The sequence below is a fragment of the Tunturiibacter empetritectus genome (assembly GCF_013410875.1).
GTDB lineage: Bacteria > Acidobacteriota > Terriglobia > Terriglobales > Acidobacteriaceae > Edaphobacter > Edaphobacter empetritectus.
The window spans coordinates 360,167-384,641 of sequence record NZ_JACCCU010000002.1 but is presented as its reverse complement, the minus strand read 5'-3'; the positions used below and the strand labels follow the sequence as shown (position 1 = coordinate 384,641).

The window sequence follows — 24,475 nt, the reverse complement described above, 5'->3', positions numbered from 1 at the left end:
GATTCTGACGATGGGAAAAGATCATTTTTGATTACAAATCGCGATGTTTAGGGTTGGAAGGATGAATGCTCACAAACAAACGCGAACTTGGCTGGTGGGAGCTGAAGCCGGATTGGATCAGGGATGGGAGGAGCACGATATCATCGCTGACGTGGCTAAAGATTTCAGGATGAACGGGAGTGATATTGCGCAGATGATGGCTCGTATGCGGGCGGGGAACGTTCGTGCCCTGGCCCGGGCTGTATCTCTGGTGGAGGATGGTGGGGGATCGGAGTTGCTGGAGGCCTGCCGCGAGTTTGCTGGGGGATCGCTGCGGGTGGGCGTGACGGGGCCTCCCGGGGCAGGGAAGAGCACGCTGGTGGACCAGATGGTGAGGTGGCTGCGTCAGGAGGGGCAAAGTGTCGGGGTGGTCGCGGTCGATCCGTCGAGCCCCTATACGGGTGGAGCGCTGCTGGGAGACAGGATTCGGATGCAGGGCTTTGCCGGGGATGATGGCGTGTTTATTCGTAGTATGGCCTCGCGCGGAGCGATGGGTGGGGTGGCGCGCGCGGCTGCGAATGTTTGCTTGGTGATGGGGGCGGCAGGACGGAAGACGATTGTGATTGAGACGGTGGGTGTGGGGCAGGATGAGGTCGATGTGATCGGCCTGGCGGATGTTACGGTTCTAGTTCTGGTCCCGGGGATGGGGGATGAGGTGCAGAGTCTGAAGGCCGGCGTGATGGAGGTCGCGGATGTGTTTGTGGTGAACAAGAGCGACCGTGGCGGCGCGGAGCTGGTGGAGCAGGAGATTGTTGCGATGCAGGGCTTAGCGATGGGACGCGGCGAGTGGGTGCCTCCAGTTGTGCGGACGGTGGCGACAACAGGGGAGGGTGTTGAGGAGTTGATGGAGACGGTAAGACGATGTGCTGTGGAGAAGGGCGCGCGAAGAGTAAGGATCGAGGATGCTGCCGGGTCGAGGGTGCTCGACCGGAACGATTTGGGCGGCTTGCGGCTGGACCATCTGGGTGTTGCGGTGAAAAGTATTGCAGGGGCGCGTGGATTTTATGAGGCGCTGGGGCTGGTGGTAAGTCATGAAGAGACGGTAGAGCACGAACAGGTGAAGACGGCGATGTTGCCGCTGGGCGAAAGCCGGATTGAGTTGCTGGAGGCGACTGAGGCAGACTCCACGATTGGGAGATTTTTGGCGAAGCGGGGTGAAGGGCTGCACCATATCGCCGTGCATGTGGATGGGATTGATGGGATGTTTGCGCGGCTGATGAAGCAGGGTGTCAGGTTGGCGAGCGATGCGGTGAGGGTAGGGGCTGGCGGCCATCGGTATTTCTTTGTGCATCCCGCCAGCACCGGGGGGGTGCTCTTAGAGATTGTCGGAGATGCAATTGAGTCACATGAAGGTAGGGCATGATGCGGTTTTTGATGATTCATACGGCGGGTGCTGAGGGGAGTGTTGCGTTGGGGGATACCGAAGAGGCGCAGGCGGCCATAGCGACGGAGGTGTTGCCTGGAAGGAGTTCATCGGAGCGTCTGGTCCCGGCAGTGCGGCGGCTAATGACGGCTAAAAAATGGCGAATCAACGAGCTGACGGCTGTGGTTGTGGTGCATGGGCCGGGATCTTTTACTGGGGTGCGGGTGGGTGTGAGTGCGGCTAAGGGGCTGAGCGAGGCAGGAGCGGTGCCGCTGATTGCGGTGTCGCGGCTGGCGTTGCTGGCTGCTTCTGTCAATGGCGGGGAGCAGAGGGTACATGCGGTTCTGGATGCTGGTCGCGGGGAGTTTTACTATGGCGAGTATGTGGGGAGGAGATGCGTGCGGGAGGTTTTGATGGGTGCGCACGATGTGATGGTGGCGGCTTCGGGTTGTCTGGTGGTGGTGTGTGAGTTGAAGGTGGCGGAGGCTTTGGCCGAGTTACGCTGGAAGCTAGTGGATGAGCCATTGGCGGGGGATGCTCTGCCGTTTGCGGTGGAGAGGGTGGCGTTAGGGCGATTCGAGGATGCGGCTACGCTCGATGCAAATTATCTGAGGCGAATCGATATGGAGATATTTGCCAAGCCTGTTGCGCGAGCCGCACGATGAGCATTGCCGGTTGTCAGATTCGAGCGGGCAACAGAGGAGATCTGGCTGCTGTGATTCAGCTTGAAAAGGCCACTCCCGAGGCTCCGCATTGGGCGGAGATGGAGTACGGGGCGACTGTGAGTCCAGATGAGTCTCAAGCTGCAATGAAACGATGTCTGTTCATTGCGGAGGCAGAGTCGGGGCTACTGGGATTTGCTGTGGGAAAGGTTCTTGTTTCAGAGACTTTCATGCTGGCGGAGCTAGAGAGCGTGGCGGTAAGTGCGTCGGCGCGACGAGTGGGTGTCGGAAGAGCGCTGTGCGAGGCCGTCCTTGGCTGGTGCCGGGAGCATGGAGCTACTGTGATGGAACTTGAGGTGAGGGCTGGAGGGGTGGGGGCTGTTGCGCTTTATGAAGGGCTGGGATTTGCCGTCGTCGGGCAGCGCAGTGGCTATTATCGAGATCCGACGGAGGACGCCTTGCTGATGCGGTTGAGGTTAGCAGAAGACGAGTAATCCACATTGCGAGTGCCGATTCGGCTGTGATAGCGTGTCGGCCATCAGTGCGATGTTGTTTGTTGCTGGAGGTACTCTCACGTGCAAACTGGCAAGTTCACCGAGCTGCCCCATCCTGCGTCGTTCCCTTCCATTCAACAACTAATGCAAGAACATAGCCTTTACGATCGCAGGCTTGATACGCTGCGGTCCAAGTTATTTCTCACCGACTCGGAGCAGTTGGAGGAGGTAAGACTGAAGAAGCTGAAGCTGAGTTTGAAGGATGAGATGGAACGGCTTCGGCGTCTGGGAGCATCCTAAGGGTTTTAGCGCACGGTTCGTTGGGATTGAGGCGGTAAGCCAGAGTGGGGCTGCGCTCGGGTCTGAGGTGTGCGTGGCCTTATAATCGAGTCACTTATGGTTCGAGACGGTTTTTTCTATGCCTTAGGGCTTGGGGTTGTGGCGGCGGCGCTCTGGTATCTGAATATGCCGATTGCGCTAGTGGCGCTACCGGTGGTGCTGGCGATCTTCTTTTTGTGGTTTTTTCGAGATCCTAACCGGACAATTCCGCAGGCTCCAGGCCAGATTGTGTCTCCTGGCGACGGCGTCGTGACAGAAGCGGAGTGGATTGAGACGATTAGCGGGAGCCGGTTACGGCTCAGCATCTTTCTGAATGTCTTTGATGTGCATGTGAACCGGTCGCCGGTCGGCGGAGTCGTGAAGGTCTGCGAGTTTCGCAAGGGCGAATTTATGAATGCGATGAAGCCCGAGTCGGTGCTGAACAATGAGCAGACTCTGATCACAATCGATGCTGGTGGATACGAGGTCAGTTTCAAACAGATTGCAGGGCTGTTGGCGCGACGCATCGTTTGCAATCTGAAGGTCGGCGACCGGGTGGAGCGGGGACAGAGAATCGGACTTATTAAATTTGGATCGCGCGTTGATGTGCTGATGCCTGCTGCTGCGAATCTGAAGGTAAAGACGGGAGCTCGAGTGAAGGGCGGCTCGACCGTGCTGGCTGTGCTTCCCGAGCAATCACTAAATAACGCAACAGTGGTGGCTTGATGGAGGACGCGCAGATCGGGACCGATGGGAAGATGCGGCGTCAACCCAGCCGCGGGATGTATGTGCTGCCGTCGCTGTTTACAGCGGGCAATATGGCTGCTGGATACTACGCAATTACGCAGAGTATTCAGGGGTCGGTGGCAGACCAGAGTTACTTTGATCGAGCTGCGTTGGCGCTTGGGATTGCCGTTTTATTCGACGGGCTCGACGGCATCATTGCACGGATGACGAACACGACGAGCGACTTTGGGAAAGAGCTTGACTCGCTGGCGGATGTGATTACGTTTGGCGTGGCACCCAGTCTGCTGGCTTATATATGGGGTTTCCGTATGTTGCCTCTGATGGCGCATCCGGAGGCGCGGCAGCAGATAGTGCATATCGGAGTATTCGTCTGCTTTATCTTTTTGATCTGCGGTGCCAGCCGTTTAGCGAGATTTAACATCAGCATCAATCCTCAGCCTCGTAATCCTGGACGGCCGGGCAAGAAGTATTTTGTGGGCATGCCGATCCCAGCGGGTGCGGGCGTGATTAGCTCGGTGATTCACTTTCAACGCGGTTCGCCGATTGATAATCCGTGGATCTCCGTAGTTTGGCTATGTCTGCTGCTGTTCACAAGCTTTTTGATGGTGAGCAATTGGCGGTTCTGGAGCGCAAAGGAGATCACAGTTGGAGCGCGGCATCCTTACCGATTGTTCGCGCTTATTGCGGTGGTCGGTGCGTCGATTGTCCTGTTTCATCAATACATGCTAATCATTATCGCGATGGCCTACCTGGTGTCGGGCGTGGTGGCGAGGCTCGCTTATTCATGGGGCAGACGACGACGGCACTCCGCCGTGTAATGCGAGAATGTGCGAAGGGTAGATAAGAGAATATAGTCTGGCGGTGTGGGACTTAGATCGCGGCGACGTTTTAGGACATTATGGCGGAGCAAATATATCGAATCGGAATCGTCGGTGCATCTTCGCTTGCTGGTAAGGAGCTGAGCGAAGAGTTGGGCGAGTCGTTGCTGGGAGCATCGGACTTTGTGTTGCTTGACGAAGAAGAGGCCGTGGGCCAAGTAACTGCCGCGGGCGATGAGGTTGCATTCATACAGCGGCTCGAAGCTACTTCTTTCGAACGCATGGACTTTGTTTTTTTTGCTGGCGATGCAGCAGTAACAAAGAAGCATTGGCAGATGGCGCGGCGAGCCGGGGCGAGTATTGTTGACCTGACCTATGCGTTGGACGGCGAGAAAGATGTTCTGGTTCGAGCGCCGTGGGTAACTGAAGTGCTTGCAGACACAGCAGCGCTTGCAAGTCCGGAGCCGGATTTGAATACGCCTGCTCTGGTTGCGGCCCATCCCGGCGCTGTGATGCTTGCCCTGGTTGCTGGAAGATTGCACACGAAGCTGGCTTTGAAGAGCGTCGCTGCGACCGTGATGGAGCCTGCATCGGAGTATGGCCGTGCCGCTATGGATGAGTTACACCAGCAGACGGTCACACTCCTCTCGTTTCAGACGCTGCCGCGGGAACAGTATGATGCGCAGGTGGCATTCAATCTGTTACCCACGCTGGGTGAGGCTGCAAAGGTGAAGTTGAGTGCTACGGAAGAGCGTATTCGAAGACACTATGCGGGACTTGCTGATTCGCTGCTGCCTCAGCTGGCACTGCAGCTAGTTCAGGCACCGGTGTTTCACGGATATGTCGTTTCGATGCTGGTGGAGTTTTCGACAGAAGCGACAAAGGAAGAGATAGAGGCAGCGCTTGGCGGGGAACATATCGACGTAATCAGTGAGGAATCCGATCCGCCGAGCAATCTGAGTGCGGCGGGGCAGGAAGACATTATGGTGCGAGTGAGCGGAGACTCTGGTGAAGGCGAGCGGGGAAGACGCTTCTGGCTTTGGCTTTCTGCGGACAACCTGAAGCTAGCGGCGTTGAATGCGATTGCGTGTGGTGCGGAGTTGCGCAGGTTGCGCCCTCGCGGCAAGGTGCAGTAGGTTCGTTACGTCCACTTTTTTGAACGGCAAGTGAAGGGATTGGACTCAATGGCAGAGATCGGGATGCGCATCGGGATTGATCTTGGTGGGACAAAAATCGAGGCGCTCGCCATCGATGAGCACGGGATAGAGCTGGCTCGGCATCGTGTCGATACGCCTCGAGATGACTATGAGGCAACGATCAAAGCGATTGTTGCGCTGGTTCACCGGATGGAAGCAGAGACCGGAAAGACTGGTACGGTGGGAGCCGGAATTCCAGGGACTATCTCGAGAGTTACAGGGCTGGTCAAGAATGCTAATTCAACGTGGTTGAATGGCCGGCCATTCCATAGAGACTTGATCGCTACGCTGGGTCGCGAGGTGCGGGTCGCTAACGATGCAAATTGCCTTGCCGTGTCAGAGGCGACGGATGGTGCCGCTGCGGGGGTGCGCTTTGTGTATGGCGTGATTTTGGGGACTGGGTGCGGAGGCGGAGTTGCCCTGGAAGGATGCGTCCACGACGGTCCGAACGGAGTTGCAGGCGAATGGGGACACAACCCACTGCCGTGGCCGAAGCCGGAAGAATCTCCTGGACCGCTTTGTTACTGCGGGAAGAGAGGGTGCATGGAGATGTGGGTCTCGGGTACTGGGATCGCGCTGGACTATAAAAACGTTACCGGCAGAGCGCGGACTACGCGGGAGATCGTTGCCGACTTCGCTGCAGGCGATCCGGCAGCGGCAGAGACCGTGGAGCGGTTTGAGGATCGTCTGGCGCGCGGCTTGTCCAATGTGATCAACATACTGGATCCGGATGTCATCGTGGTGGGTGGGGGTGTATCGAGGATTGAGCATATCTACGCGGCATTACCTAAATTGCTGCCGAAATATGTGTTTGGGGGGGAGGCATCAACCCCCGTAGTGCAGGCAAAGTATGGAGATTCCAGCGGGGTTCGTGGCGCGGCATGGCTTTGGCCTAACAAACGAGTTTGAGAAGATGCAGATCAGCAGATGCTATGCGATACTTAAGGAAAGAGCCACTGACTCGGAGACTGAATTCAGCATGTGCCGGTTTCTCTGACGAAGAATTACCGGCGATTTGACTAGCACTGCTTGAGCAAGGCAAAGGCCGGGATGGCGGAACTGGCAGACGCAGCGGACTCAAAATCCGCCGAGGGCAACCTCGTGGGGGTTCGACCCCCCCTCCCGGCACCAACAAAACAAGAGACTTACCTCATCGTCGGTTCCAAGCCTGGAGTCGACTTTGTCTATTCTTTGTCCAAACCTGAAATCTCCCACTTCTACTCGCACAGATTGACCGGCATCACCTCGCAAAGTTCAGCAGAGCCCCTTCTTCCTCACATCCAGTGCGGTTGGACTCAGTCGAGTCAAGACCCTCCAAATCCACCGCCTCGCCTCCTCTTTCGAATCCCTTCGGCGGAGCCTGTTGATTCAAGAAAAAGCATGAGTGCCTTCTGCCCCGGGCATTGGAGCGTAATCATCCGTTTCGTCAATTTGCAAAGCCCATTCCGAAGGATTTGACGGAATTCGAATGTCTCCATGATCCCCACTCGACTGACTTCTTTGTCGAAGCTGACGCATGAGGGCGGGATGCCTAATGCGAGGAGACCTTGCCATGACCGTAGTGCCAATGTTTGAAAAGGCTATTGCGTACCAAGCAGGATGCCATCTATCTCTCCATGAGCGAGTGGAAGCTGAGGCGCGCCGGTCCGCGGGCAAAACGAGCGGCACGCCGACGCGGATGCGAAGCGTGGCCGTCGGATCGGGCGCAGTTGCTTTGCCGGAAGAGGCAATCGCCTGGCTGGCGCTCTCCGTGAGCTGGCCACAGCGGTAGAGGCTGTCGGCATCGACCGTCTTCGACCATGGATCGGAGTTCCAGGAAAAGTAGTCGATGCCCACGAGACGTAGCCCAGCTGATGGGCTACGCTCATCCACGACCTCTCGATTGATCTGCCTATGGCTTCTATTCTGCAACCTTCGATGAGTTGAATTGAGCGAAGTATCCCTGCAGTACGGCTGCTCTATTTCAGGTAAGCGCGCACCAGCTCAATCATGTCTTCGGCTAGTTCGTGAGGGGGAGCTGAACTTCTTTCAGGGGAAAGCAAATGATGCCGTATATGATCCTCAAGTACCTCGGCCATAAGACTGTTGATACCGCCACGGATGTTCGCAAGAAGCATGAGAACGTCCGCGCAATCATCCTCCTCGGTTAGCGAGCGTTCGATGGAGTCCACCTGTCCGCGGATGCGTTTTATACGAGCAACGAGCCTCTGTTTTTCTTTGTTGATGTGAGACATAATTGCCTTGTATATCCTAGGGGGGTATGGTAAACAATGAAAGACGAGAGCTTTCGTTCTCGCAGGAGAAACCGAACACCCTATGAGCATAAATTCCGCACAAGAGCCTCCAAGTACCCCGAGAGCTTTCCTGTGTTGCGATGAGCGCTCTGGAACCCGCCTCTAGCTTCCGCTACCGGCGAATTCTCACCGCTCATCCCAGCATACGACCTGAGATTTGAGCGCGTGAGACTGTGGCCCAAAAAGCCGACCTCACACCTCCCGAAACCGACGATCCGAAAGAGCGTTCTATGGCTGCGCTGCCGAGCGGCCATCGCCGGCTCTTGCTTGAATCGCGCAAGGAGGAATCATGAATAAGATCCAGAACAACAATATTGCTGTCCGCAGACCGGGCCCTCTCGTCCGTGTGTGGCGTTCCACCGGTGATCCCGGAATGCCCTTGATAGGGATCTGGATGCAGGCTGATACCGCAAAGCTGCGTTCAAGTCCCGCCGACCCATCAAGCGACGAAATGGGGGGATTACGCCTATGCGCGTGATGGAACCAGAGGATGCCGTGACTACTTCCGCAGCGGGAGTCGTGGTCCGAAGTGCGTGGCAGCGGCGCATTGTGACCTTCCTGATGGTCTTTGGGCCCGGCCTGATCGTCATGGAAGCGGACAATGACGCTGGGGCTGTTTCCACCTATATGCAGGCCGGTGGTCAGTACGGCCTGCATCTGCTTTGGCTGCTGGTCGTGCTGTTGCCCATCTGCTACTTCATTCAGGAGATGGTTGCCCGGCTAGGCATTGCGACAGGCAAGGGCCATGCCGCGATGATCTACGAGCGGTTTGGCAAGTGGTGGGGACGTTTCTCGCTGCTTGACCTGCTCGCAGTCAACTTCCTCACACTGATCACGGAGTTCGCCGCCATCTCGCTCGCTCTGAGCGCACTCGGCGTCAGTCCTTACATCTCTGTGCCTGTGTCAGCCGTTGGCTTGACTCTGATGGTTGTGACGGGAAGCTATCTGCGTTGGGAGCGGATCGTCGTAGGACTGTGCCTGATGGATTTGACCTGGTTCGTCCTTGCTTCCATAGTGCATCCGCATTGGGCGACTGTTGCCCACAACTCCATCGTACCAACGATGCCGACAGGAGGCATTACCAGCAGTCTTGTGTTCCTTGTAATAGCCATCGTTGGTACGACCATCGCGCCCTGGCAGCTCTTCTTCCAGCAGAGTTGTGTGGCCGAGAAGCGGCTCCGCTTCGCCGATCTGAAATGGGCACGGCTGGACACGCTCATTGGCGCAACCTTCACCGTCTGTGTTGCCGGCGCGATGATGTTGGTTGGGAACTACGGCTTTGAACACAAGGTTGTTTTCCAGGACCCGGCACAGCTCGCCCTGGCACTCGGCCCGATTGCAGGCAACTTCGTTCGCAATGGCGTTCTGCTATTGATGGTCAACGCTGCCGTGCTTGGAACGACGGCCATCTCGCTCGCCAGCGCTTGGGCCTATGGCGAGGTGAGGGGCTGGGAGCATTCGCTGCACAAGAAGCTCTGGGAAGCTCCCGGCTTCTATGCAACCTATATCACCTGTGTCGGAGCGGCAGCGGCCATTGTGCTGATTCCGCATGTGCCGCTGCAGTTGGTCATCATCAGTGTGCAGGTGTTCGCCGGCCTCATCCTGCCCTCCGCCATCATCTTCCTTCAACTTCTGCTCAATGACCGCGAACTGCTCGGCGACCGCTGGGTCAACCGGCCATGGAACAACTACATTAACTGGACGATCATCGTCGTTCTCTTTGCCCTGTCGCTGCTGCTCGCAGCCCAGGTAATGCTTCCGAATCTGTTTCAGTAGAGAGGTGAGTCATGGCAACGACGGGAGTATCCCCTGATAAGAATGGATTCCGCGTCATTCATCCGTTGGATGATGTCCCGGAACAGAAGTGTTCGACGGCTGGTCTTGGCAAGATTCGGATGACGCGGGCGGCGCGTCTCTCGCTCGGAATCCTGCGGGCCTACTTGATCCTGATGACGCTTATGCTCAGCTACCACGTCCTCGATCTCTCCGGTCTTCTGCACAAGATTCGTTAGGCGATTTCAACACTAATGGAGGAACAGGAACAATGGACGACCCAGTTTCGAGTGAGCCTCCGCATCGCCGGAGGCTGGCGGCAATCCCTCGCTGAGCACGACATCGCATGATGCTCTCCGCTCGCAGCAAGGGGTTCTCCGCCCACTGCGAGAGCTTCTTGAACAAGCTCCTAACAACTGAGTGCCTGCGTAACAGACAGACGCAAGCGAACGACTCACTGGCGAGCCGGACAGCGGCTCCGCCCAGAACACTCGACGTGTGCCCCAAAACGTCGCGGAGATTCCATCATGTCGACTTTCAGCAAACTGCTCGCCGCCCTCAAGGAACTGCAGAACTTTCCACAGCCATTCCGTCGCAATGCTCTGATCGTTTTCCTCTTCACGTTTGCGATCTCACCGCAGTTCCTCGCGGCACAAACTGGAGGCCGCATAGCGGGCGCTGTCAAAGATGCCACTGGCGCATTGATCCCAGAGGGCCAGGTCGTGCTTGTCAATACAGAAACCGGCGTAAAGCAGACCGCGGTGACCGGCAGCGATGGTGTGTTTACTTTTGCCGCAGTGCCCGTTGGACATTATGCGCTCGATGTGACTATGGACGGTTTCAACCCCTACCGTCAGACCGCCAATTTAAAGATCGACGTAAATACCGCCCTGACGATCGACGTGGTGCTGAAGGTCGCCGATAGCAGCCAAACCATCAACGTAATCGAGAATACCGCTGAGGTCCACACCACTGATACGCAGATCGGGCAGACCATCGAAAGTAAGCAGGTGGTCGATATTCCTCTCAATGGTCGAAGCTACACAGACCTGCTCGCGGTTCAGGCGGGTGTCTCTCCGATCACGACCAGCGGTGCCGGCAACACCATCTCCGGCGGCGGCTTCGGCACGGTGCCTGCCGCAGGCCAAGCCAACACGGGCCAGTTCTCGATTCATGGTCAGCGCGAGTCCGACAACGCCTACGACCTCAACGGCGCAAGCGTTCAGGAGACCATCGGCCAGCAGGCCGGGATCATTCCGAACCTAGACTCGATTGCGGAGTTCCGTATTCTGTCGAGCAACGTGGATGCCGAGTACGGCAGTTTCACCGGCGGTATCATCAACGTCGTCACCAAGTCCGGCACCAACAATTTTCACGGTAATCTCTTCGAGTTCTTCCGTAACACCCACCTGGACGCGCGGAACTACTTCTCTCCTGAGCGTGCAGCCTTCCATCAGAACCAGTATGGGGGCACCTTCGGTGGTCCCATACGCAAAGAGAAAATCTTCTTCTTCACCGATTACCAGGGGCAGCGCTACATTCAGGGAATCGAGACTGGGTTCGTCAGTGTGCCTTCAATGGCAAATCGAAATGGAGACTTCGGCTCGGCCTCGGCCTTCACCGGAACGGTGAACGGTCCGTACCTCGCGAAGATTCTCTCCCAGCGTCTCGGTCAGCAGGTGACTCAAGGCGAGTCCTTCGCCCAGGTATTTCCGAACGGAGTCATTCCTCGCAGCGCATGGGGCGCGGCGCCTACGCGCCTGCTTCAGTACATTCCGGAACCGAACGGCGGCGTGAACCAATTCTCCACCGGCGCTTATAAACGACGGATCAACGACGACAAGACGGCTGGGAGGGTGGACTTCAACTCATCGCGCTTCGGTACGTCTTCGATCTACTACTTCAACGACCGCTACAACCTCGATGACCCATACCCGAGCGGGCTGGGCGGTGCCACACTTCCCGGCAACGGCTTTGCTTACGACGCCGCATCCTTCGGTCTGGACCAGACGCTCGTCTTCAGCAACATCCATACATTTGGAGCGAAGACGGTCAATGAAGCCCGCTTCGGCATCACGTGCAGGTGCAGAACAATGGCGTCAATGCCACTAGCATCGACATGCCCAACTACGATGGCACCGGCTACAAGCTTAACCATAATCCGCGCAACGGCAGGCCCCATTTCAATATCACTGCTTTCACGCCGAATGCTCTAGGGGTGCAAGGCAACTCCAAACGGCGCATGTTTTTACGGCCCTGGCATCGACAACTACGATATGGTTCTTCACAAAGTGACCAGCTTTACTGAAGGCCGTTCGCTTGAGCTTTGGCTTGAAATAAGTCGATGATGCTGGAACGATGAGTTTGTCGCTTCACGAAGAGGTAAGATCGTTCTGCTTGCTAAACTACACGGACTATGTATCTTACTCGGATGAAGATGCGGCACTTTTGGTGCAAGCGGAATAAGGGGTTATGAAATACCTTAGGAAAACGATCCTGCTAGGGGTTCTAATATGCGAGTTTTTGATGAGCCCACTCATGGTGGCACAGGAGACCGGCAAGCTCAGTCCCGGCTCGACTCAGGACCAGGCAACCCCAACTGCTCCGCGTGGTGGGTCCGCGACAGCGGGTGTGTTTTCAGCGGTGAAAGATTCAGAGCTGCGCCCAATTACCGCTGGAGGGTTTGTTAAGGAAGGTCCAGTGATCTTCAAAGATATTGCGAAACAAGCTGGTCTGACAGTCTGGCATCATGTGATGGGCACGCCGGAAAAGAAGTACATCCTGGAAGCCCCCGGATCAGGGGTCGCCTTATTGGACTATGACAATGACGGCTGGCTCGATATCTACTTGGTGAATGGGTCTACTTATGATGCGTTGAAGGGTACCGCGGACCCGCCTCACGCAGCCCTGTTTCACAATAACCACGATGGCACATTTACCGACGTCTCCGCCAAGGCCGGAGTCACGAACGATCGTTGGGGGTATGGTGTTGCCGTTGGAGACTATGACAACGACGGCTGGCCGGATATTTATGTCTCCAACTTTGGCAAGAATCGGCTCTATCACAATAACCACGACGGAACCTTTACTGACGTAGCAGAGAAGGCTGGCGTCACTTTGGGAAACTGGTCTACAGGTGCCACCTTTGGAGACTATGACGGAGACGGCCGACTCGACCTCTTCGTTCCCGGGTATGTTCACTATGATGTAACCTATCCGCCCGATCCCGGCTCCGAAGCGGTCGGACTAGTCTACTGCCAGTTTCGCGGTGCCAATACCATGTGCGGCCCGCGCGGACTTCAGGGAGAGGCTGATCATCTCTTTCACAACAACGGGGATGGTACTTTTACCGACGTCAGTGAAAAAGCAGGGGTCTCGGATAAGGCGCATTACTACGGCTTCACCGCGGTGTTCGTCGATATCAACAACGACGGCAAGGTTGACCTGGTGGTTACGAACGATTCCTCGCCGAACTATCTCTACATGAACAACGGCGATGGAACCTTTGAAGATGCCAGCTATTACTCAGGTTTCGCGCTAAATCAGCAGGGACGGGACCAGGCTGGGATGGGGTTGGCAGTGGGCGACTATCTCAACAATGGATTGGTCGACCTTTACACCGGCACATTCTCCGATGACTATAAACCGCTCTTTAGAAATGGAGGGGATCAGGGGTTTACCGAGATCAGTCCAGAGATGGGCATTGCGGAGGTCACCTATCCTTTTCTCACCTGGGCAACCGAGTTTATCGATTATGACAACGACGGCTGGAAAGATATTTTTCTAGTTAATGGACATGTGTATCCTCAGGTGGACAAGTATGACTGGGGTACCTCCTACGCTCAGCGTCCCCTGCTATTCCATAACGTAGACAAGGGAAAAAGGTTTGAGGTAATGCCCGCGGTGATTGGAAGTGGCTTGGCGGAGGTGATCCCGGGAAGAGGAGCCGCCTTCGGGGACCTGTTCAACGACGGTAAGACCGATGTCGTCATTAACTCGATGGATCACGTCCCTTCGCTGATGCGGGATATTAGCCTCGATCATCATCATTGGGTTGGGTTGAAGCTCATTGGAGGTCCAAAGAGTCCTCGGGATGCTGTGGGTGCCACCGTCTATCTGACGGCGAACGGCTTTCGTCAGCGCGCGGATGTACTTAGCGGCGGTAGCTATGAGTCATCCAACGATCAGCGGCCTCACTTCGGGATCGGCGACGCAACCGTCGTAGATTCGGTTGAAATCCATTGGCCCAGTGGTTCGGTGGAACATATAACAATCCCGGCGGTCGACCGTTTTTTTACGATTCAGGAGGGAAAGGGTGTTGTGCCAGGTGTTCTTGATGAACCGGCAAGGGCGAAATCGGACGCAGAAATCAGAAGACAAAAGATGCATTAGGTGAGTAAAATTCCGATCAACCTCTCGTAGCCCTTTGATCAGTAATTTGCGAAAGAAGAGGTAGGGTTGACGCTGATGTTTTCCAAGTGGGCCAAAATGCAGGTGACGCGTGTCGTCAGCAATCGACGGAGCCTGGCTACCGTAAGGGTGGCGTACGTCAGTCTGGTTGGAGTGCTCTTCTTGGGAAGTGTCTTTGCATTTATACCTCGAATTCAAGCACACTCGGATCTAAGTCAGACACAACAGAAAGTCACCGACGAAGCTAAAGTTCGCAAAGAATATGCTGACAGGGTTAGCAAAACCTACAATTTTGCCTTTGGAAAAGGAAACATTTCAACGCCGGGAAATGCGGCAGTACAGGGAGACAACTTCCTGGAGCCAGACGCGTTTCCCACGGCCGACTACTGCGGCCACTGTCACAAAGAGGCGTATCACCAATGGCGACAGTCTCTGCATTCCAATTCATTTCGAACGCCCTTTTATCGCACCAGCGTCAATATTCTCATTAGAACCAAGGGAATTGAGTTCTCACGCCACTGCGATAGCTGCCACAATCCGATCGCAGTGCTAGGCGGAGGGCTGACGCAAAACTCGATCGTCGACCGCAAATTTGATCAGGATGGGCTGACCTGTACGACGTGTCACTCTGTGCAGAAGCTGCAATCCACGCTCGGCAATGGCGGCTACGTCATGGGAGTACCCGCTGTTCTGGTTGACGAAAAGGGAGACCGTATTCCGGGACTGGTGCCGGATTCAGAGATATTGGCTCACCTTGATCGGCATTCGAAGGCGGTGATGCAAACCTTCTATCGTACACCGGAGTTCTGCTCTGCTTGCCACAAGGCCAACTTGCCAAATCCATTAAACGATTACAAGTTTATTCGCGCATTCACTGCATATGATGAGTGGCAAAACTCGAAGTTCTCCCAGAGAAATCCTCTAACGTTTTATCAAGCTGATTTCACGACCTGTCAGGGCTGCCACATGAAGCGCGCGTCAAATGCTCTACCCGAGCCTGGAGCGAAAAACGGCACGTTCGCCTCTCACCGCTGGACCGCGGGCAATACCGCCGTCCCTTTCTACTATGGGTTTAGTGAACAGTTGGAGAAGACTGTCGAATTCCTAAAAACAGGCAACTACCTAAATGTCGATCTATTTGCGATTCGCAAGGCAAATGACGACAAGCTTATCGCGCCCCTGGGCTCGACCCCGTTCACTCTCGCTCCGGGTGATGCGGTGCAGGTGATGACCGTTATTCAAAACAAAAATATCGGCCACTCCCTGATCCCCGAAGTTCGCGACCTGTATGAGGCATGGGTAGAGTTTGTCGTCACCGACTCGAACGGGAAGGAGATCTATCACAGCGGCTTCATCAAACCAGATGGAATGCTCGACGAGCGGGCGCATAGCTTTACCAACCGTCCCGTCAACACGGACGGGGTGTTCGTCGACAATCATAAGGTATGGACCATTCACTCTGTTGCTTATGACAACACCGTTCAGGCAGGTAGGTCATCGCTCATTCGTTACGAGTTTCGCATTCCCCCCGAGGCGAAAGGTGCAGTAACAATAACTGCCAGGGTCAACTATCGACATCTCCGGCAGAGCTACCTCAATAATGTATTCGGGAAGGATCACGTTGCGTATCCAATCGTCGAACTAGCTTCGCGGACACGAACACTGAATCTCGGAGAGAATCCCGCAGGTTCACCTGACTCTCACGATAATGCTGACTGGATGCGCTGGAATAACCTCGGCATCGCCTATCTCGATCAGCTGCAGTACAGTGATGCGATCCAGGCCTTCTCTCAGGTGATCAAGTTGCGTCCTGATTATGCGGACGGCTACAGCAATATTGGGCTGACGAACATCGAATGGGAAAAATACGCCTCGGCTCGCGCAGGTCTTGAAAAAGCACTAGAGCTAAGTCCCAACAATGCGCGTGCGCTCTATTATCTTGCACTGGTAGAACGGCGAGCGGGACATTCTGATGCTGAAGTGGAAGATCTAAAAAAAGTCCTGGCGCAATATCCCCAATCGCGCGATGCTCGTCGCGAGCTTGGGATCTCATACTATCAACAACGCAGACCTGAAGAAGCGATGGAGCAGTTTGAAGAATTGCAAGCGATCGATCCAGACGACCTGACCGCGCACTACAACCTTGCACTGCTCTATCGTCGCGCCGGGATGAAGGATAAAGCCAAGGACCAATCTGCGAAGTTTGTCACGAAGAAGGTCGACCCCGGCGCTCCCACCTACTCCTTGGATTTTCTGCGCAAACATCCAGAGATTTCAATTGAAAGCGTGCCGTGGCACGTACATAAGGATGTAACACATCCCGAAGTAGTGAGTGCTGGCGGAGAGCACTAGATCAAGCCGTGTGTCATCTTCTCAGCGTTCGGCATGCTCGACGACAACCTTCAGCGAGATACTTTCTCTGCCGAAAAGACTTACGTTAAGAGGAAACCTTGAACAGAAGAAGTTTAGTTGCACTTGTGTTTTTGGCAGCCGCTGGCTTATTCATTAGCCCTGTGCGATGCAGCGCGCAAACTCAATGTCCATGGCTAAATGCAGCGACGGCCGCCGGCGTTCTAGGCGGTGAAGTTCAGGCGAACGCAACCGCCCTCACGCCACAAGGTGATACCACCTGCGACTTCAAGCGCGCTCAGCAAGCCTCCGTCTTCGAGCTAAAGATCGCTGTGCACACGATGGCTCTACCATCAAAAGACTTCGCCGCGTATCTCGCGCAATGTTCCGGCACTCCAGTCCCTCTAAAGGCAATCGGCAATGAAGCATTTCAGTGTGTCCCGAGTAAGAAATCTGATAACGGAGCGGAACAGATCATCGGTCGAGTACGGGACCGGGCTTTCATCATTGACATCAGGAGTAGCTCTACCCGGCAGCCAACGTCGACTCAGAGCGGCTTAAGTGAAGAAGCGAGGAACGTCGCAGAACAAGTAGCGGGGGCGCTCTTCTAGATATGTTCCTTATCGCCCGCTCTCTTCGCAGGCACCTTGGGTTTTGCTTTGTTTGCTGCGTAGGGTTATCCATGCCCCCCTATGTGAAAGCCCAGCATGACCCCGGCTCCGGAGCATCCGCTTCAACTGATTCAGCCCAGTATAACCTGAGTCCAACGGAAGAAGTACAGCGCTTAATCTCTCGTGGACAGTTAAGCGAAGCCGAGACGCGCTTGAACTCTTTGGCAGCTCAACAGCCGGAGCCGGCGGGACTTGAGCGCATGCGCGGAATGATTCACTACCAGCGCAATAACTTCGCCGCGGCGAACTTAGCCTTCGAAAAAGCCATACTTCAGGATGGCAACGATCTGCTCGCGACACAGATGCGCGGTGTGACTTTATATCGTATGGGGCAGCCGGCCGCAGCGATTCCTTTCCTCGAACGAGCGAACAGTCCAATCGCTAGCGTGAATGCCGATGGAACGTATGTTTTGGCGGTCTGTTATCTCGACGTGCATCGATACGATGATGCGCGTCGCATCTTCGCCCAGCAGTACAAGATCTCAGCGGATTCAGCGGCATCTTACTTATTCATGGGACGCATGCTGCTTCGCCGGGACCACCCCGCCGAGTCCGAGCAAATGGCCCGCAAAGCGCTCCAAATTGAACCAGGATTACCTTTGGCTCATCTACTCCTGGGGCAGCTTGCCCTCTCCCGCTCGAACGCCGCAGCAGCCGTCGCCGAATTTGAAGCCGAACGGACAATCAATCCAATGAATGGAGAGGTATATGAGCGTCTGGGCGACGCTTACCTGCGAGCTCTGCGATACGAAGACGCGCAGCAGTCGTTGAACTGTGCGCTTCTACTTGAGCCAAATTCGACAGGACCTTATATTCTTCTCGGTCAAGTTTTGTTGAAGCGCGATGACGCCTTGACCGCGCTTAACTATCTATTGCGCGCAGAACGTATGGATTCCAGCAATCATCTCATCCACTTGCTGCTGGGGCAGGCTTTCCGCGCTCTGGGCCGCAAGGAAGACGCAACGCGCGAGTACAAGATGGCAGAGAGTATTCAAAACGCTGGCGAAAATCAAAAGTAATTTTGAGCGCTGCGCTTAGTGACCAGCTAATGGCCGTACACTCCGCTATCTACTTAGTCGAATCGCGAACTGCACAACACGAGGATCTGTTGTAGTCGATGTGATGGTGCCGAATGCAGCAGAACCGAAGCTGCCATTGGGCTGTGAGAACTCCGGCGTGTTAGTCACGTTGAACATCTCGGCGCGGAACTCAAGGTCAGCTTTTTCAACCATCCGGGTTCGTTTGATAAGAGAGATATCGAGGTCGCGGTACGCTGGCCCACGTACTGGGTTGCGGGATGCGGTGCCGATAGCGAACTGCGGGGCGGTAGCAAAAGCCGCGGTGTTGAAGTAATGTGCGGGGGATCTTTGGTTGCCTGAGAGAGTAGGATTGCCGACGATATTGGGACGTTGAAGAGAAAAGCCAGCGAAAGAATTGTTATTCGTAGCCTGGGTAACGGTGACCGGCATGCCCGACTGCAGCGACAGGATGGTATTCAAGCTCCACCCTCCGAGCACTGCATTACCCACGCCTGTCGAGGCGAAACGGTGGTTGCGTCCGGCCGGCAGGTCGTAGATGCCGCTGAACGACGTTACATTGGGCATGTCGCCACTTGATGAGTCGCGTTCCAGATAAGGGCGGAAGGTGTCCGCCGCAATAAGAGAGCTCGTGTTGGGCGAGGAGAGAACCGTAGAGGAAAAGACAGAAGATGCATCGTCAATCAGTTTGGAGTGAGTATAGGCGAAAAGGAAAGAGAGGCCGCGAGAGAGACGCTGTTCGGCCTTGACCTCAATTGCGTTGTAGTTGGTGGTTCCCGAGTTATGGCGGTAGGTGGCAACGTTTTGAAATCGAGGGTAAGGTTTGATGAGCTGCGCGGCGGCTATGTTCTTCGTGTTAAGAGAGCTTGATGGGGGAAGTTGGCCGAAGTAAGGATTTGTGACAGGGGTTAGGAGTGAAGGACCCTGCGCCAACTGATCGGCCGTGAGCTGATTTAGATTTGAGTCGGGTATACCGACATGAATAATGTTTGATTCAACATAGGCAACTTCAACGGATAGATTGTTGGTCACTGCGCGCTGCACAGCGAGGTTCCATTGCTGGACATAGCCCGACCCGGCGGTACGATCGGCAGTGTACACGCTTTGGCCAAGACCGGCGTTAGGAGTGAGCGGAATGGGGGCCACGGAAGGTCCATGCGAGAGCGCAAAAGCAGCGTTTACGCTGTCCTGTGTCTTTTGTGTAACGCTCTGGATGAAAGGGAACTGAGGAACCGTGAATGGAGTTGTGATTCCGGATTGGTCAATAAATACGATTCCGAAGCCAGAGCGGATGACGGTCTTCTCGGTCGCGAGGTAGGTAAACCCGACACGTGGAGCGACATTGTCATAGTGGAGTTCTCTGGCGTTTCGCGAATTTCCATCAACGCCGACATAGTCGAGTTGTTGGGTCGCGAGATTGAAAATAGCTCCCTGATTATTCTTTTCAGTAGAAGGATGATGGAGAGTCCAGCGCGCTCCAATATTGAGCGTGAGGCGGTTAGAGGCCTTCCAATCATCCTGTAAGAAAAATTCTTCAATATAGTCGCGAGGGCGAATTTTGGCCTGTTGAAGATCAATCTGGAAGGTATCAACCTGGCCAAGTAAGAAGCTGGCGATGGAGTTGCCGCTGTTCGTGACGCCTTGTTGATTGGTGCCTGTGGTCGTGAAGGCGAAGGAACCTGTCGGATTGGGCGGTGAGACGGTATTGAGTTGATACCGGCGGAAGTCGATGCCGGCTTTAATAGCATGGGCGCCGCGAGTGTAGACAGCCGTGTCGACTACCTGCCATACCGCAGTCTGGAAGTTCGCGAAGGTGCTCGCGGCGGGACCAAGCTGCTGGAAGCCAGTGAAGGTGAAGAGTGGAAGGGCGTTATTGAATGCTGCATTGGTGGGGATGCCTGGAATGCCGAGCGCGGCTGACGCAGTGTCGTTGAGGTCAGGTCCAATAATATTGTTGCTGCGGCGAGTGTAGCCACCGGTGAGGTTGTTGACTAGTCGCGGCGAAAAAATGTGAGTCTCATTGGCAACGGCTTGCTGCCCCCGCACATTGGAAAGTCCAGGCACGCCTCCCGTTCCGAGTGCCGCTCCACTGATCAAACCACTACCATCAGGCAAAGGTGTAACAGGCTGCTCGACTTCGTTGTAGTACGTGTAGCGGCCGAAGGCGTGGTCGCGAGCTCCGTAAGCTCCATCGACACGTACGTCGAACTGATTCTGATGGTCCGCATCGTTTGCCGTGCGACTGTAGTTGTTGGCCGCATTTTTGTTGGTGGGGATTGGGAAGCGCGCAAGAAGAGCCTCCGCGGCGGGATCGAGCGATATGTTGATTACGTCGCCAGGAAACTCCTGCCGAACGTTCTTTCCATTGACGATGGTAGTCGTAGCTGGGTTGTAGATCTTCGAGACGCCAGTGAAGATACCTTTGCGCTCATTGTTGGTAGGAATTGTGGAGGTGAGCGTGCGGCCGATGAGCTGCTTCACTCCCTGATAGTCGCCAAAGAAAAAGAGGCGGTCGTGAAGAATGGGCGCCCCGAGTGTGGCACCGTAAAGGTTTCGACGATACTCAGGTTTGCGTCCCACAGGCGCGAAGTAGTTTCGAGCATTAAGATCTTCATTGCGGAGATATTCAAACAGACTGCCATGTATTTCGTTGGAGCCTGACCGCGTCGCAACATTCACCACGCCGCCGTTGAAGCGGCCAAACTCCGCAGGCACGTTGTTGGCTTCGATCGTGAACTCCGCAACGTCATCGAGAATAGGGAAGAACGCAACCTGGCCCGGCTCAGGCTGCAGAGCGGAGATGCCGTCGTAGATGTATTCATTGGTCCGCGGCCGGCCCCCATTGATGCGGGGAAGCAATGTGCCAGGGGGCAATGCGACGCCGGGTGCCAATGTCGTCAGTTGAATGAAATTTCTCGTATTGAGCGGAACTGCGGCAACAAAAGCGCCAGAGATATTGGTCTGAATGTTGCTGGTCTCCGCCTGTAGAAGAGCAGCATCGCTGTTGACTGTTACACTCTGTGGATCGCCTCCAGGACTCAGCGTCAGATCAAGGCTCACCGTCTGTCCGACAATGACAGTGACACCCTCGCGATTCAGACCCTTGAATCCGGGTGCTTTTACCTCCACGCGGTAAGAGCCCGGATTGAGGTGGATGAAAAGATAATCCCCTGAACTGGAAGTCGTCGTGGACCGATGCAGGTTTGTCGAAGACTCGACGAGTTCAACTGGCGCATTTGCGATCGCGGCGCCAGAGGGATCGAAGACGCGGCCCTTCAGATCAGCTGCGATTTGAGCAGAGGCTACTGCTCCATCGATTAGGACAAGAAGGAAAAGAGCACAAGAAAGACGATGAAGCTTCATGAAATCCGCTCCTGAGAACGCAGCTTTTGGGGTGCGTCCGGGGGCCTGAGGATTAGCGTGAACAACCGAGCTGAGCCTGGTCTTCCCGCACGTGTTTTGCTCGAATATATTACGAAGTTAGTCGATTCAAATCGTATAGTCAAACGATTCACCTGCATTGACAGGCGCCGGTTGCGTTTTACAAGGGATCGTCGAGGCGCTCAATCATCACGTCAGTCGACTTGATGAGAGCAGCCGCAAGATCTCCTTTTTTCAGCTGAAGCTCATTAACCGCGTTCGCCGTGATGATCGCAGTCAAGTGTGCGTCTCCTACAGAGAGGACAACCTCGGCGAGAAGACCTTCTACGTGGATGCTCACAACTTTGCCTGCAAGTTGATTTCTACCGCTGACCCGTCGATAGCGTTGACGGGATTCGGTCGCGGGCTTCATCTGGTCTTTGACCAAAAAAGGCTTCAAAGCAGCCTCTGACAGCCGATGATGCCCACCGGGCGTTTGAACGGTCTTTAGCTTTCCGCTCAAGATCCATTGTTTGATCGTCGGGTAGCTCACCCCTAGAATGCGGGATGCTTCTCGAGGCGTCAGCAACTGGCGTGTAGTCATGGCTTATAGTTTTAGCATTTTTCAGAGCTGGAGACACCCTCAATGGCATTCATCGGAGCGGCGTCATCGATTGAAGCATCGTAGGAATAAGCTCCGAAACCGTTGGATGAATGTGGACCGCGCGCGAGAGGGTTGTATACGGAGCGCCTGCGTACATCGTGCTCAAGATGCAATGAATAGCCTCGTCACCGCCAGTGCCCAAAATGGAAGCTCCCAGAATCTTCTTACTCTCTGCGTCCACCAGCACCTTCATGAAACCCTGCGACTCTCCTTTTTCCACGGCCCGGCCAATCTTCGTCATCGGACGAGTTCCAATCAATGCCGCGCGCCTACTCGCTCGCACCTGCTTTTCAGTAAGGCCAACCTGCGCCAAGGGAGGGTCAATGTAAAGGGCACTCACAGGGATACGATCACTTACGCGGCGCGAGCCATTCTCGAGAAGATTATCCGCGACGATCTCAAAGTCGTTGTACGAGGTGTGAGTAAAAGCTCCTCTACCATTACAATCTCCAAGCGCCCAGATTCCCACAACAGAAGTTCGCAGTTGATCGTCTACTGTGATGTAGCCGCGTTCATCGGTCCGCACGCCAGCAGCTGATAATCCGAGATCGTCGGTATTTGGTTGCCTTCCAACCGCAAGAAGTATGCGCGACCCTACCACCTTAGGTTGGCCCTCAAGACAATCAAGCCCAACCGCTACTTCTTCGCCATCGTTTTCGAGCCGAATACAGTTCGCGTCAAGGCGAAGCTGAATCCCCTCGGACTCCAGGATCTCCTGAACGCCGGAAGAGATGTCTTCATCCTCACTGGGCACAAGCCGCGGCTTGCGCTCGACTACCGTTACCTCAGCGCCGAAGCGGCGATACATCTGCGCAAACTCCAACCCGACATAGCTCCCTCCAACGACGATAAGATGTTGCGGCAGTTCATCAAGGTCGAGGATGGTCGTGCTGGTTAGAAAGGGAACCTTGCCAATGCCGGGCATATCCGGCACTGCTGACCTTCCGCCCACGTTCAGAAAAATACTTTTAGCATGAAGCACTTCCTCGCCAACCCGAATCTCATTCGGAGACTCGAAGCGCGCTGTTCCTGTAAAGACAGTGCACCGCTCCATGCCTCGCAGCCAGCCTTCAACGCTCGTCCGTGACTTCATTACAATCGCATTCTTGCGAGCCAGGACTTTTTTCATATCCACGCGAACCGGCTCATCACGCACAACTCCGAAGTCGCCTCCTCTGCGTGCGATGTGCGCCGCATGGGCACTTGCGACCATAGCTTTGGTCGGTGTGCATCCAACATTAACGCAGGTACCCCCGAACAACTTGCGCTCGACGAAGGCGACCTTCCAGCCAGCTTGCGTAAGTCGGCCTGCCAGCGATGGTCCTGCCTGTCCGGCACCGATAATAATTGCGTCGAAGTCTTGTCTCATGCGAGTCTCATGACAACCACAACAGCAAGTATGATCGCAATTGCGTCCTCAAGCAAAGCAGCAGGAAGGCTTCTTCCAAAGATCTCAGAATTTAATGCGTACAGCATCACCCTGCTGAGCAGAGTTCATCGAATTTAGAGTCTAGAGACCAAGCTCCGTAAGCCCCGGGTGGTCGTCGGGGCGCCGGCCCAGAGGCCAATGAAAAAGACGCTCACTCTCCCTGATGGGCAGATCGTTGATGCAAGCGTAGCGATGATGCATCACTCCGTCTTTGTCGAACTCCCAGTTCTCGTTGCCGTAAGAGCGGTACCACTGCCTAGCTGCGTCATGCGACTCGTAAGCGAAACGGACTGCGATGCGGAAGCCCCCAAAGGTCCATAGCTCCTTGATGAGCCGATAATCCAGCTCTTTTTGCCACTTGCGCGTGAGAAACTGAACGATCTGCTCTCGTCCTCTGACGAACTCGGAGCGATTGCGCCATTTGCTGTCGACGGTATAGGCGAGGCAAACTTTTTCAGGATCGTGCGAGTTCCAGCCGTCCTCGGCCTTGCGAACTTTAAGGATTGCCGTCTCCTGCGTGAACGGAGGGACAAGTGTGACTGTCGATTCACTGCTCATGCTCATGCTCATGCTCCTTCAAGCTACGCTAATTTTTCGAGGGGTCGCGAAATAACACACTTAATTCCAATCAATTATCTCTTCTTCTCTAGAGGCTGGAAGTCGCGTGGATTGAAAACTTTCAATGGTCGATCAGTAGACTCGACCTGTGAGACGAGACTAGCAAGGGTGGACCCTTGGAAGTATGGAATATGAACGGTGTGCCTTCCAGGCTCCAACAGTATGAACTTCTTTAATGTGGTGATTTTATCTGCCGAAAACTGTTGATAGCCCACAGTCTTCTCGGAGATGTT

The 24,475-nt window shown here is 55.1% G+C and carries 20 protein-coding genes and 1 tRNA gene; 16 read left to right on the top strand and 5 right to left on the bottom strand.

Going from position 1 to position 24,475, the window contains the following annotated elements; genetic code table 11:
• The first annotated feature begins 61 nt into the window (after positions 1 to 61).
• The 10 genes from meaB to HDF08_RS13765 all read left to right on the top strand — a co-directional run bounded on the left by meaB (position 62) and on the right by HDF08_RS13765 (position 7,408).
• On the top strand, positions 62 to 1,402 hold the full coding sequence (gene meaB, locus HDF08_RS13810; RefSeq protein ID WP_257031126.1) for a methylmalonyl Co-A mutase-associated GTPase MeaB: 1,341 nt from the start codon (positions 62 to 64) through the stop codon (positions 1,400 to 1,402).
• Positions 1,399 to 2,067 carry a tRNA (adenosine(37)-N6)-threonylcarbamoyltransferase complex dimerization subunit type 1 TsaB gene (tsaB, locus tag HDF08_RS13805; RefSeq protein ID WP_179639240.1) on the top strand — a complete coding sequence of 223 codons (669 nt, stop codon included), beginning with the start codon at positions 1,399 to 1,401 and terminating at the stop codon, positions 2,065 to 2,067. Before meaB ends, tsaB begins: the two co-directional genes overlap by 4 nt.
• A 50-nt stretch (positions 2,068 to 2,117) precedes the next feature.
• Positions 2,118 to 2,558 carry a GNAT family N-acetyltransferase gene (locus HDF08_RS13800; protein ID WP_179639239.1) on the top strand — a complete coding sequence of 147 codons (441 nt, stop codon included), beginning with the start codon at positions 2,118 to 2,120 and terminating at the stop codon, positions 2,556 to 2,558.
• An 81-nt stretch (positions 2,559 to 2,639) separates the two neighbouring features.
• Positions 2,640 to 2,858, top strand: a complete 219-nt coding sequence (locus HDF08_RS13795; protein ID WP_218884705.1) for a DUF465 domain-containing protein — start codon at positions 2,640 to 2,642, stop codon at positions 2,856 to 2,858.
• A 96-nt stretch (positions 2,859 to 2,954) separates the two neighbouring features.
• A complete protein-coding gene (locus HDF08_RS13790) occupies positions 2,955 to 3,602 on the top strand; it encodes a phosphatidylserine decarboxylase (RefSeq protein WP_179639238.1) in 648 nt (215 codons plus the stop codon).
• Entirely contained in the window at positions 3,602 to 4,441 is an 840-nt protein-coding gene (pssA, locus tag HDF08_RS13785) for a CDP-diacylglycerol--serine O-phosphatidyltransferase (protein ID WP_257031125.1), read from the top strand. The genes HDF08_RS13790 and pssA overlap by 1 nt, the downstream gene beginning before the upstream one ends.
• A gap of 80 nt (positions 4,442 to 4,521) precedes the next feature.
• Positions 4,522 to 5,577 (top strand): Asd/ArgC dimerization domain-containing protein, encoded by a 1,056-nt coding sequence (locus HDF08_RS13780; RefSeq protein ID WP_179639237.1) that lies wholly within the window; start codon positions 4,522 to 4,524, stop codon positions 5,575 to 5,577.
• A 48-nt stretch (positions 5,578 to 5,625) separates the two neighbouring features.
• On the top strand, positions 5,626 to 6,546 hold the full coding sequence (gene mak, locus HDF08_RS13775; protein WP_218884703.1) for a fructokinase: 921 nt from the start codon (positions 5,626 to 5,628) through the stop codon (positions 6,544 to 6,546).
• A 135-nt stretch (positions 6,547 to 6,681) separates the two neighbouring features.
• Positions 6,682 to 6,768: transfer RNA gene (locus HDF08_RS13770), tRNA-Leu, on the top strand.
• Positions 6,769 to 7,189: 421 nt separating this feature from the next.
• A complete protein-coding gene (locus HDF08_RS13765) occupies positions 7,190 to 7,408 on the top strand; it encodes a hypothetical protein (RefSeq protein ID WP_179639236.1) in 219 nt (72 codons plus the stop codon).
• 187 nt (positions 7,409 to 7,595) lie between these two features.
• Here HDF08_RS13765 and HDF08_RS13760 read toward each other — a convergent pair whose 3' ends face one another.
• Entirely contained in the window at positions 7,596 to 7,871 is a 276-nt protein-coding gene (locus HDF08_RS13760; protein ID WP_179639235.1) for a metal/formaldehyde-sensitive transcriptional repressor, read from the bottom strand.
• A gap of 555 nt (positions 7,872 to 8,426) precedes the next feature.
• On the opposite strand from HDF08_RS13760, the gene HDF08_RS13755 reads away from it, so the two are divergent.
• The 6 genes from HDF08_RS13755 (at position 8,427) to HDF08_RS13730 (ending at position 18,153) form a co-directional block, all read left to right on the top strand.
• A complete protein-coding gene (locus HDF08_RS13755; RefSeq protein WP_373563196.1) occupies positions 8,427 to 9,707 on the top strand; it encodes an Nramp family divalent metal transporter in 1,281 nt (426 codons plus the stop codon).
• 11 nt (positions 9,708 to 9,718) lie between these two features.
• A complete protein-coding gene (locus HDF08_RS13750) occupies positions 9,719 to 9,943 on the top strand; it encodes a hypothetical protein (protein WP_179639233.1) in 225 nt (74 codons plus the stop codon).
• A gap of 288 nt (positions 9,944 to 10,231) precedes the next feature.
• Positions 10,232 to 11,920, top strand: a complete 1,689-nt coding sequence (locus HDF08_RS13745) for a TonB-dependent receptor (protein ID WP_179639232.1) — start codon at positions 10,232 to 10,234, stop codon at positions 11,918 to 11,920.
• Between the two features lie 310 nt (positions 11,921 to 12,230).
• Entirely contained in the window at positions 12,231 to 14,096 is a 1,866-nt protein-coding gene (locus HDF08_RS13740; protein ID WP_179639231.1) for a CRTAC1 family protein, read from the top strand.
• A gap of 75 nt (positions 14,097 to 14,171) precedes the next feature.
• A complete protein-coding gene (locus HDF08_RS13735; protein WP_257031217.1) occupies positions 14,172 to 16,466 on the top strand; it encodes a tetratricopeptide repeat protein in 2,295 nt (764 codons plus the stop codon).
• Positions 16,467 to 17,145: 679 nt separating this feature from the next.
• Positions 17,146 to 18,153 (top strand): tetratricopeptide repeat protein, encoded by a 1,008-nt coding sequence (locus HDF08_RS13730; protein WP_373563195.1) that lies wholly within the window; start codon positions 17,146 to 17,148, stop codon positions 18,151 to 18,153.
• 45 nt (positions 18,154 to 18,198) lie between these two features.
• Here HDF08_RS13730 and HDF08_RS13725 read toward each other — a convergent pair whose 3' ends face one another.
• The 4 genes from HDF08_RS13725 to HDF08_RS13710 form a co-directional block, all read right to left on the bottom strand.
• Positions 18,199 to 21,534, bottom strand: coding sequence for a carboxypeptidase-like regulatory domain-containing protein (locus HDF08_RS13725; protein ID WP_179639229.1), 3,336 nt, complete (start codon positions 21,532 to 21,534; stop codon positions 18,199 to 18,201).
• Between the two features lie 178 nt (positions 21,535 to 21,712).
• Positions 21,713 to 22,135 (bottom strand): TOBE domain-containing protein, encoded by a 423-nt coding sequence (locus HDF08_RS13720; protein WP_179639228.1) that lies wholly within the window; start codon positions 22,133 to 22,135, stop codon positions 21,713 to 21,715.
• A 49-nt stretch (positions 22,136 to 22,184) separates the two neighbouring features.
• On the bottom strand, positions 22,185 to 23,564 hold the full coding sequence (locus HDF08_RS13715; protein ID WP_179639227.1) for an FAD-containing oxidoreductase: 1,380 nt from the start codon (positions 23,562 to 23,564) through the stop codon (positions 22,185 to 22,187).
• Between the two features lie 141 nt (positions 23,565 to 23,705).
• Complete coding sequence (locus HDF08_RS13710; protein ID WP_373563193.1) at positions 23,706 to 24,188, bottom strand: nuclear transport factor 2 family protein; 483 nt, start codon at positions 24,186 to 24,188, stop codon at positions 23,706 to 23,708.
• Between the last annotated feature and the right edge of the window lie 287 nt (positions 24,189 to 24,475).

Coding starts and splice junctions, on each gene's coding strand:
- meaB (WP_257031126.1), top strand. CDS start 62: ATGAATGCTCACAAACAAACGCGAACTTGGCTGGTGGGAGCTGAAGCC.
- tsaB (WP_179639240.1), top strand. CDS start 1,399: ATGATGCGGTTTTTGATGATTCATACGGCGGGTGCTGAGGGGAGTGTT.
- HDF08_RS13790 (WP_179639238.1), top strand. CDS start 2,955: ATGGTTCGAGACGGTTTTTTCTATGCCTTAGGGCTTGGGGTTGTGGCG.
- pssA (WP_257031125.1), top strand. CDS start 3,602: ATGGAGGACGCGCAGATCGGGACCGATGGGAAGATGCGGCGTCAACCC.
- HDF08_RS13780 (WP_179639237.1), top strand. CDS start 4,522: ATGGCGGAGCAAATATATCGAATCGGAATCGTCGGTGCATCTTCGCTT.
- mak (WP_218884703.1), top strand. CDS start 5,626: ATGGCAGAGATCGGGATGCGCATCGGGATTGATCTTGGTGGGACAAAA.
- HDF08_RS13765 (WP_179639236.1), top strand. CDS start 7,190: ATGACCGTAGTGCCAATGTTTGAAAAGGCTATTGCGTACCAAGCAGGA.
- HDF08_RS13760 (WP_179639235.1), bottom strand. CDS start 7,871: ATGTCTCACATCAACAAAGAAAAACAGAGGCTCGTTGCTCGTATAAAA.
- HDF08_RS13750 (WP_179639233.1), top strand. CDS start 9,719: ATGGCAACGACGGGAGTATCCCCTGATAAGAATGGATTCCGCGTCATT.
- HDF08_RS13745 (WP_179639232.1), top strand. CDS start 10,232: ATGTCGACTTTCAGCAAACTGCTCGCCGCCCTCAAGGAACTGCAGAAC.
- HDF08_RS13740 (WP_179639231.1), top strand. CDS start 12,231: ATGAGCCCACTCATGGTGGCACAGGAGACCGGCAAGCTCAGTCCCGGC.
- HDF08_RS13735 (WP_257031217.1), top strand. CDS start 14,172: ATGTTTTCCAAGTGGGCCAAAATGCAGGTGACGCGTGTCGTCAGCAAT.
- HDF08_RS13730 (WP_373563195.1), top strand. CDS start 17,146: ATGCCCCCCTATGTGAAAGCCCAGCATGACCCCGGCTCCGGAGCATCC.
- HDF08_RS13725 (WP_179639229.1), bottom strand. CDS start 21,534: ATGAAGCTTCATCGTCTTTCTTGTGCTCTTTTCCTTCTTGTCCTAATC.
- HDF08_RS13720 (WP_179639228.1), bottom strand. CDS start 22,135: ATGACTACACGCCAGTTGCTGACGCCTCGAGAAGCATCCCGCATTCTA.
- HDF08_RS13715 (WP_179639227.1), bottom strand. CDS start 23,564: ATGAGACAAGACTTCGACGCAATTATTATCGGTGCCGGACAGGCAGGA.
- HDF08_RS13710 (WP_373563193.1), bottom strand. CDS start 24,188: ATGAGCATGAGCAGTGAATCGACAGTCACACTTGTCCCTCCGTTCACG.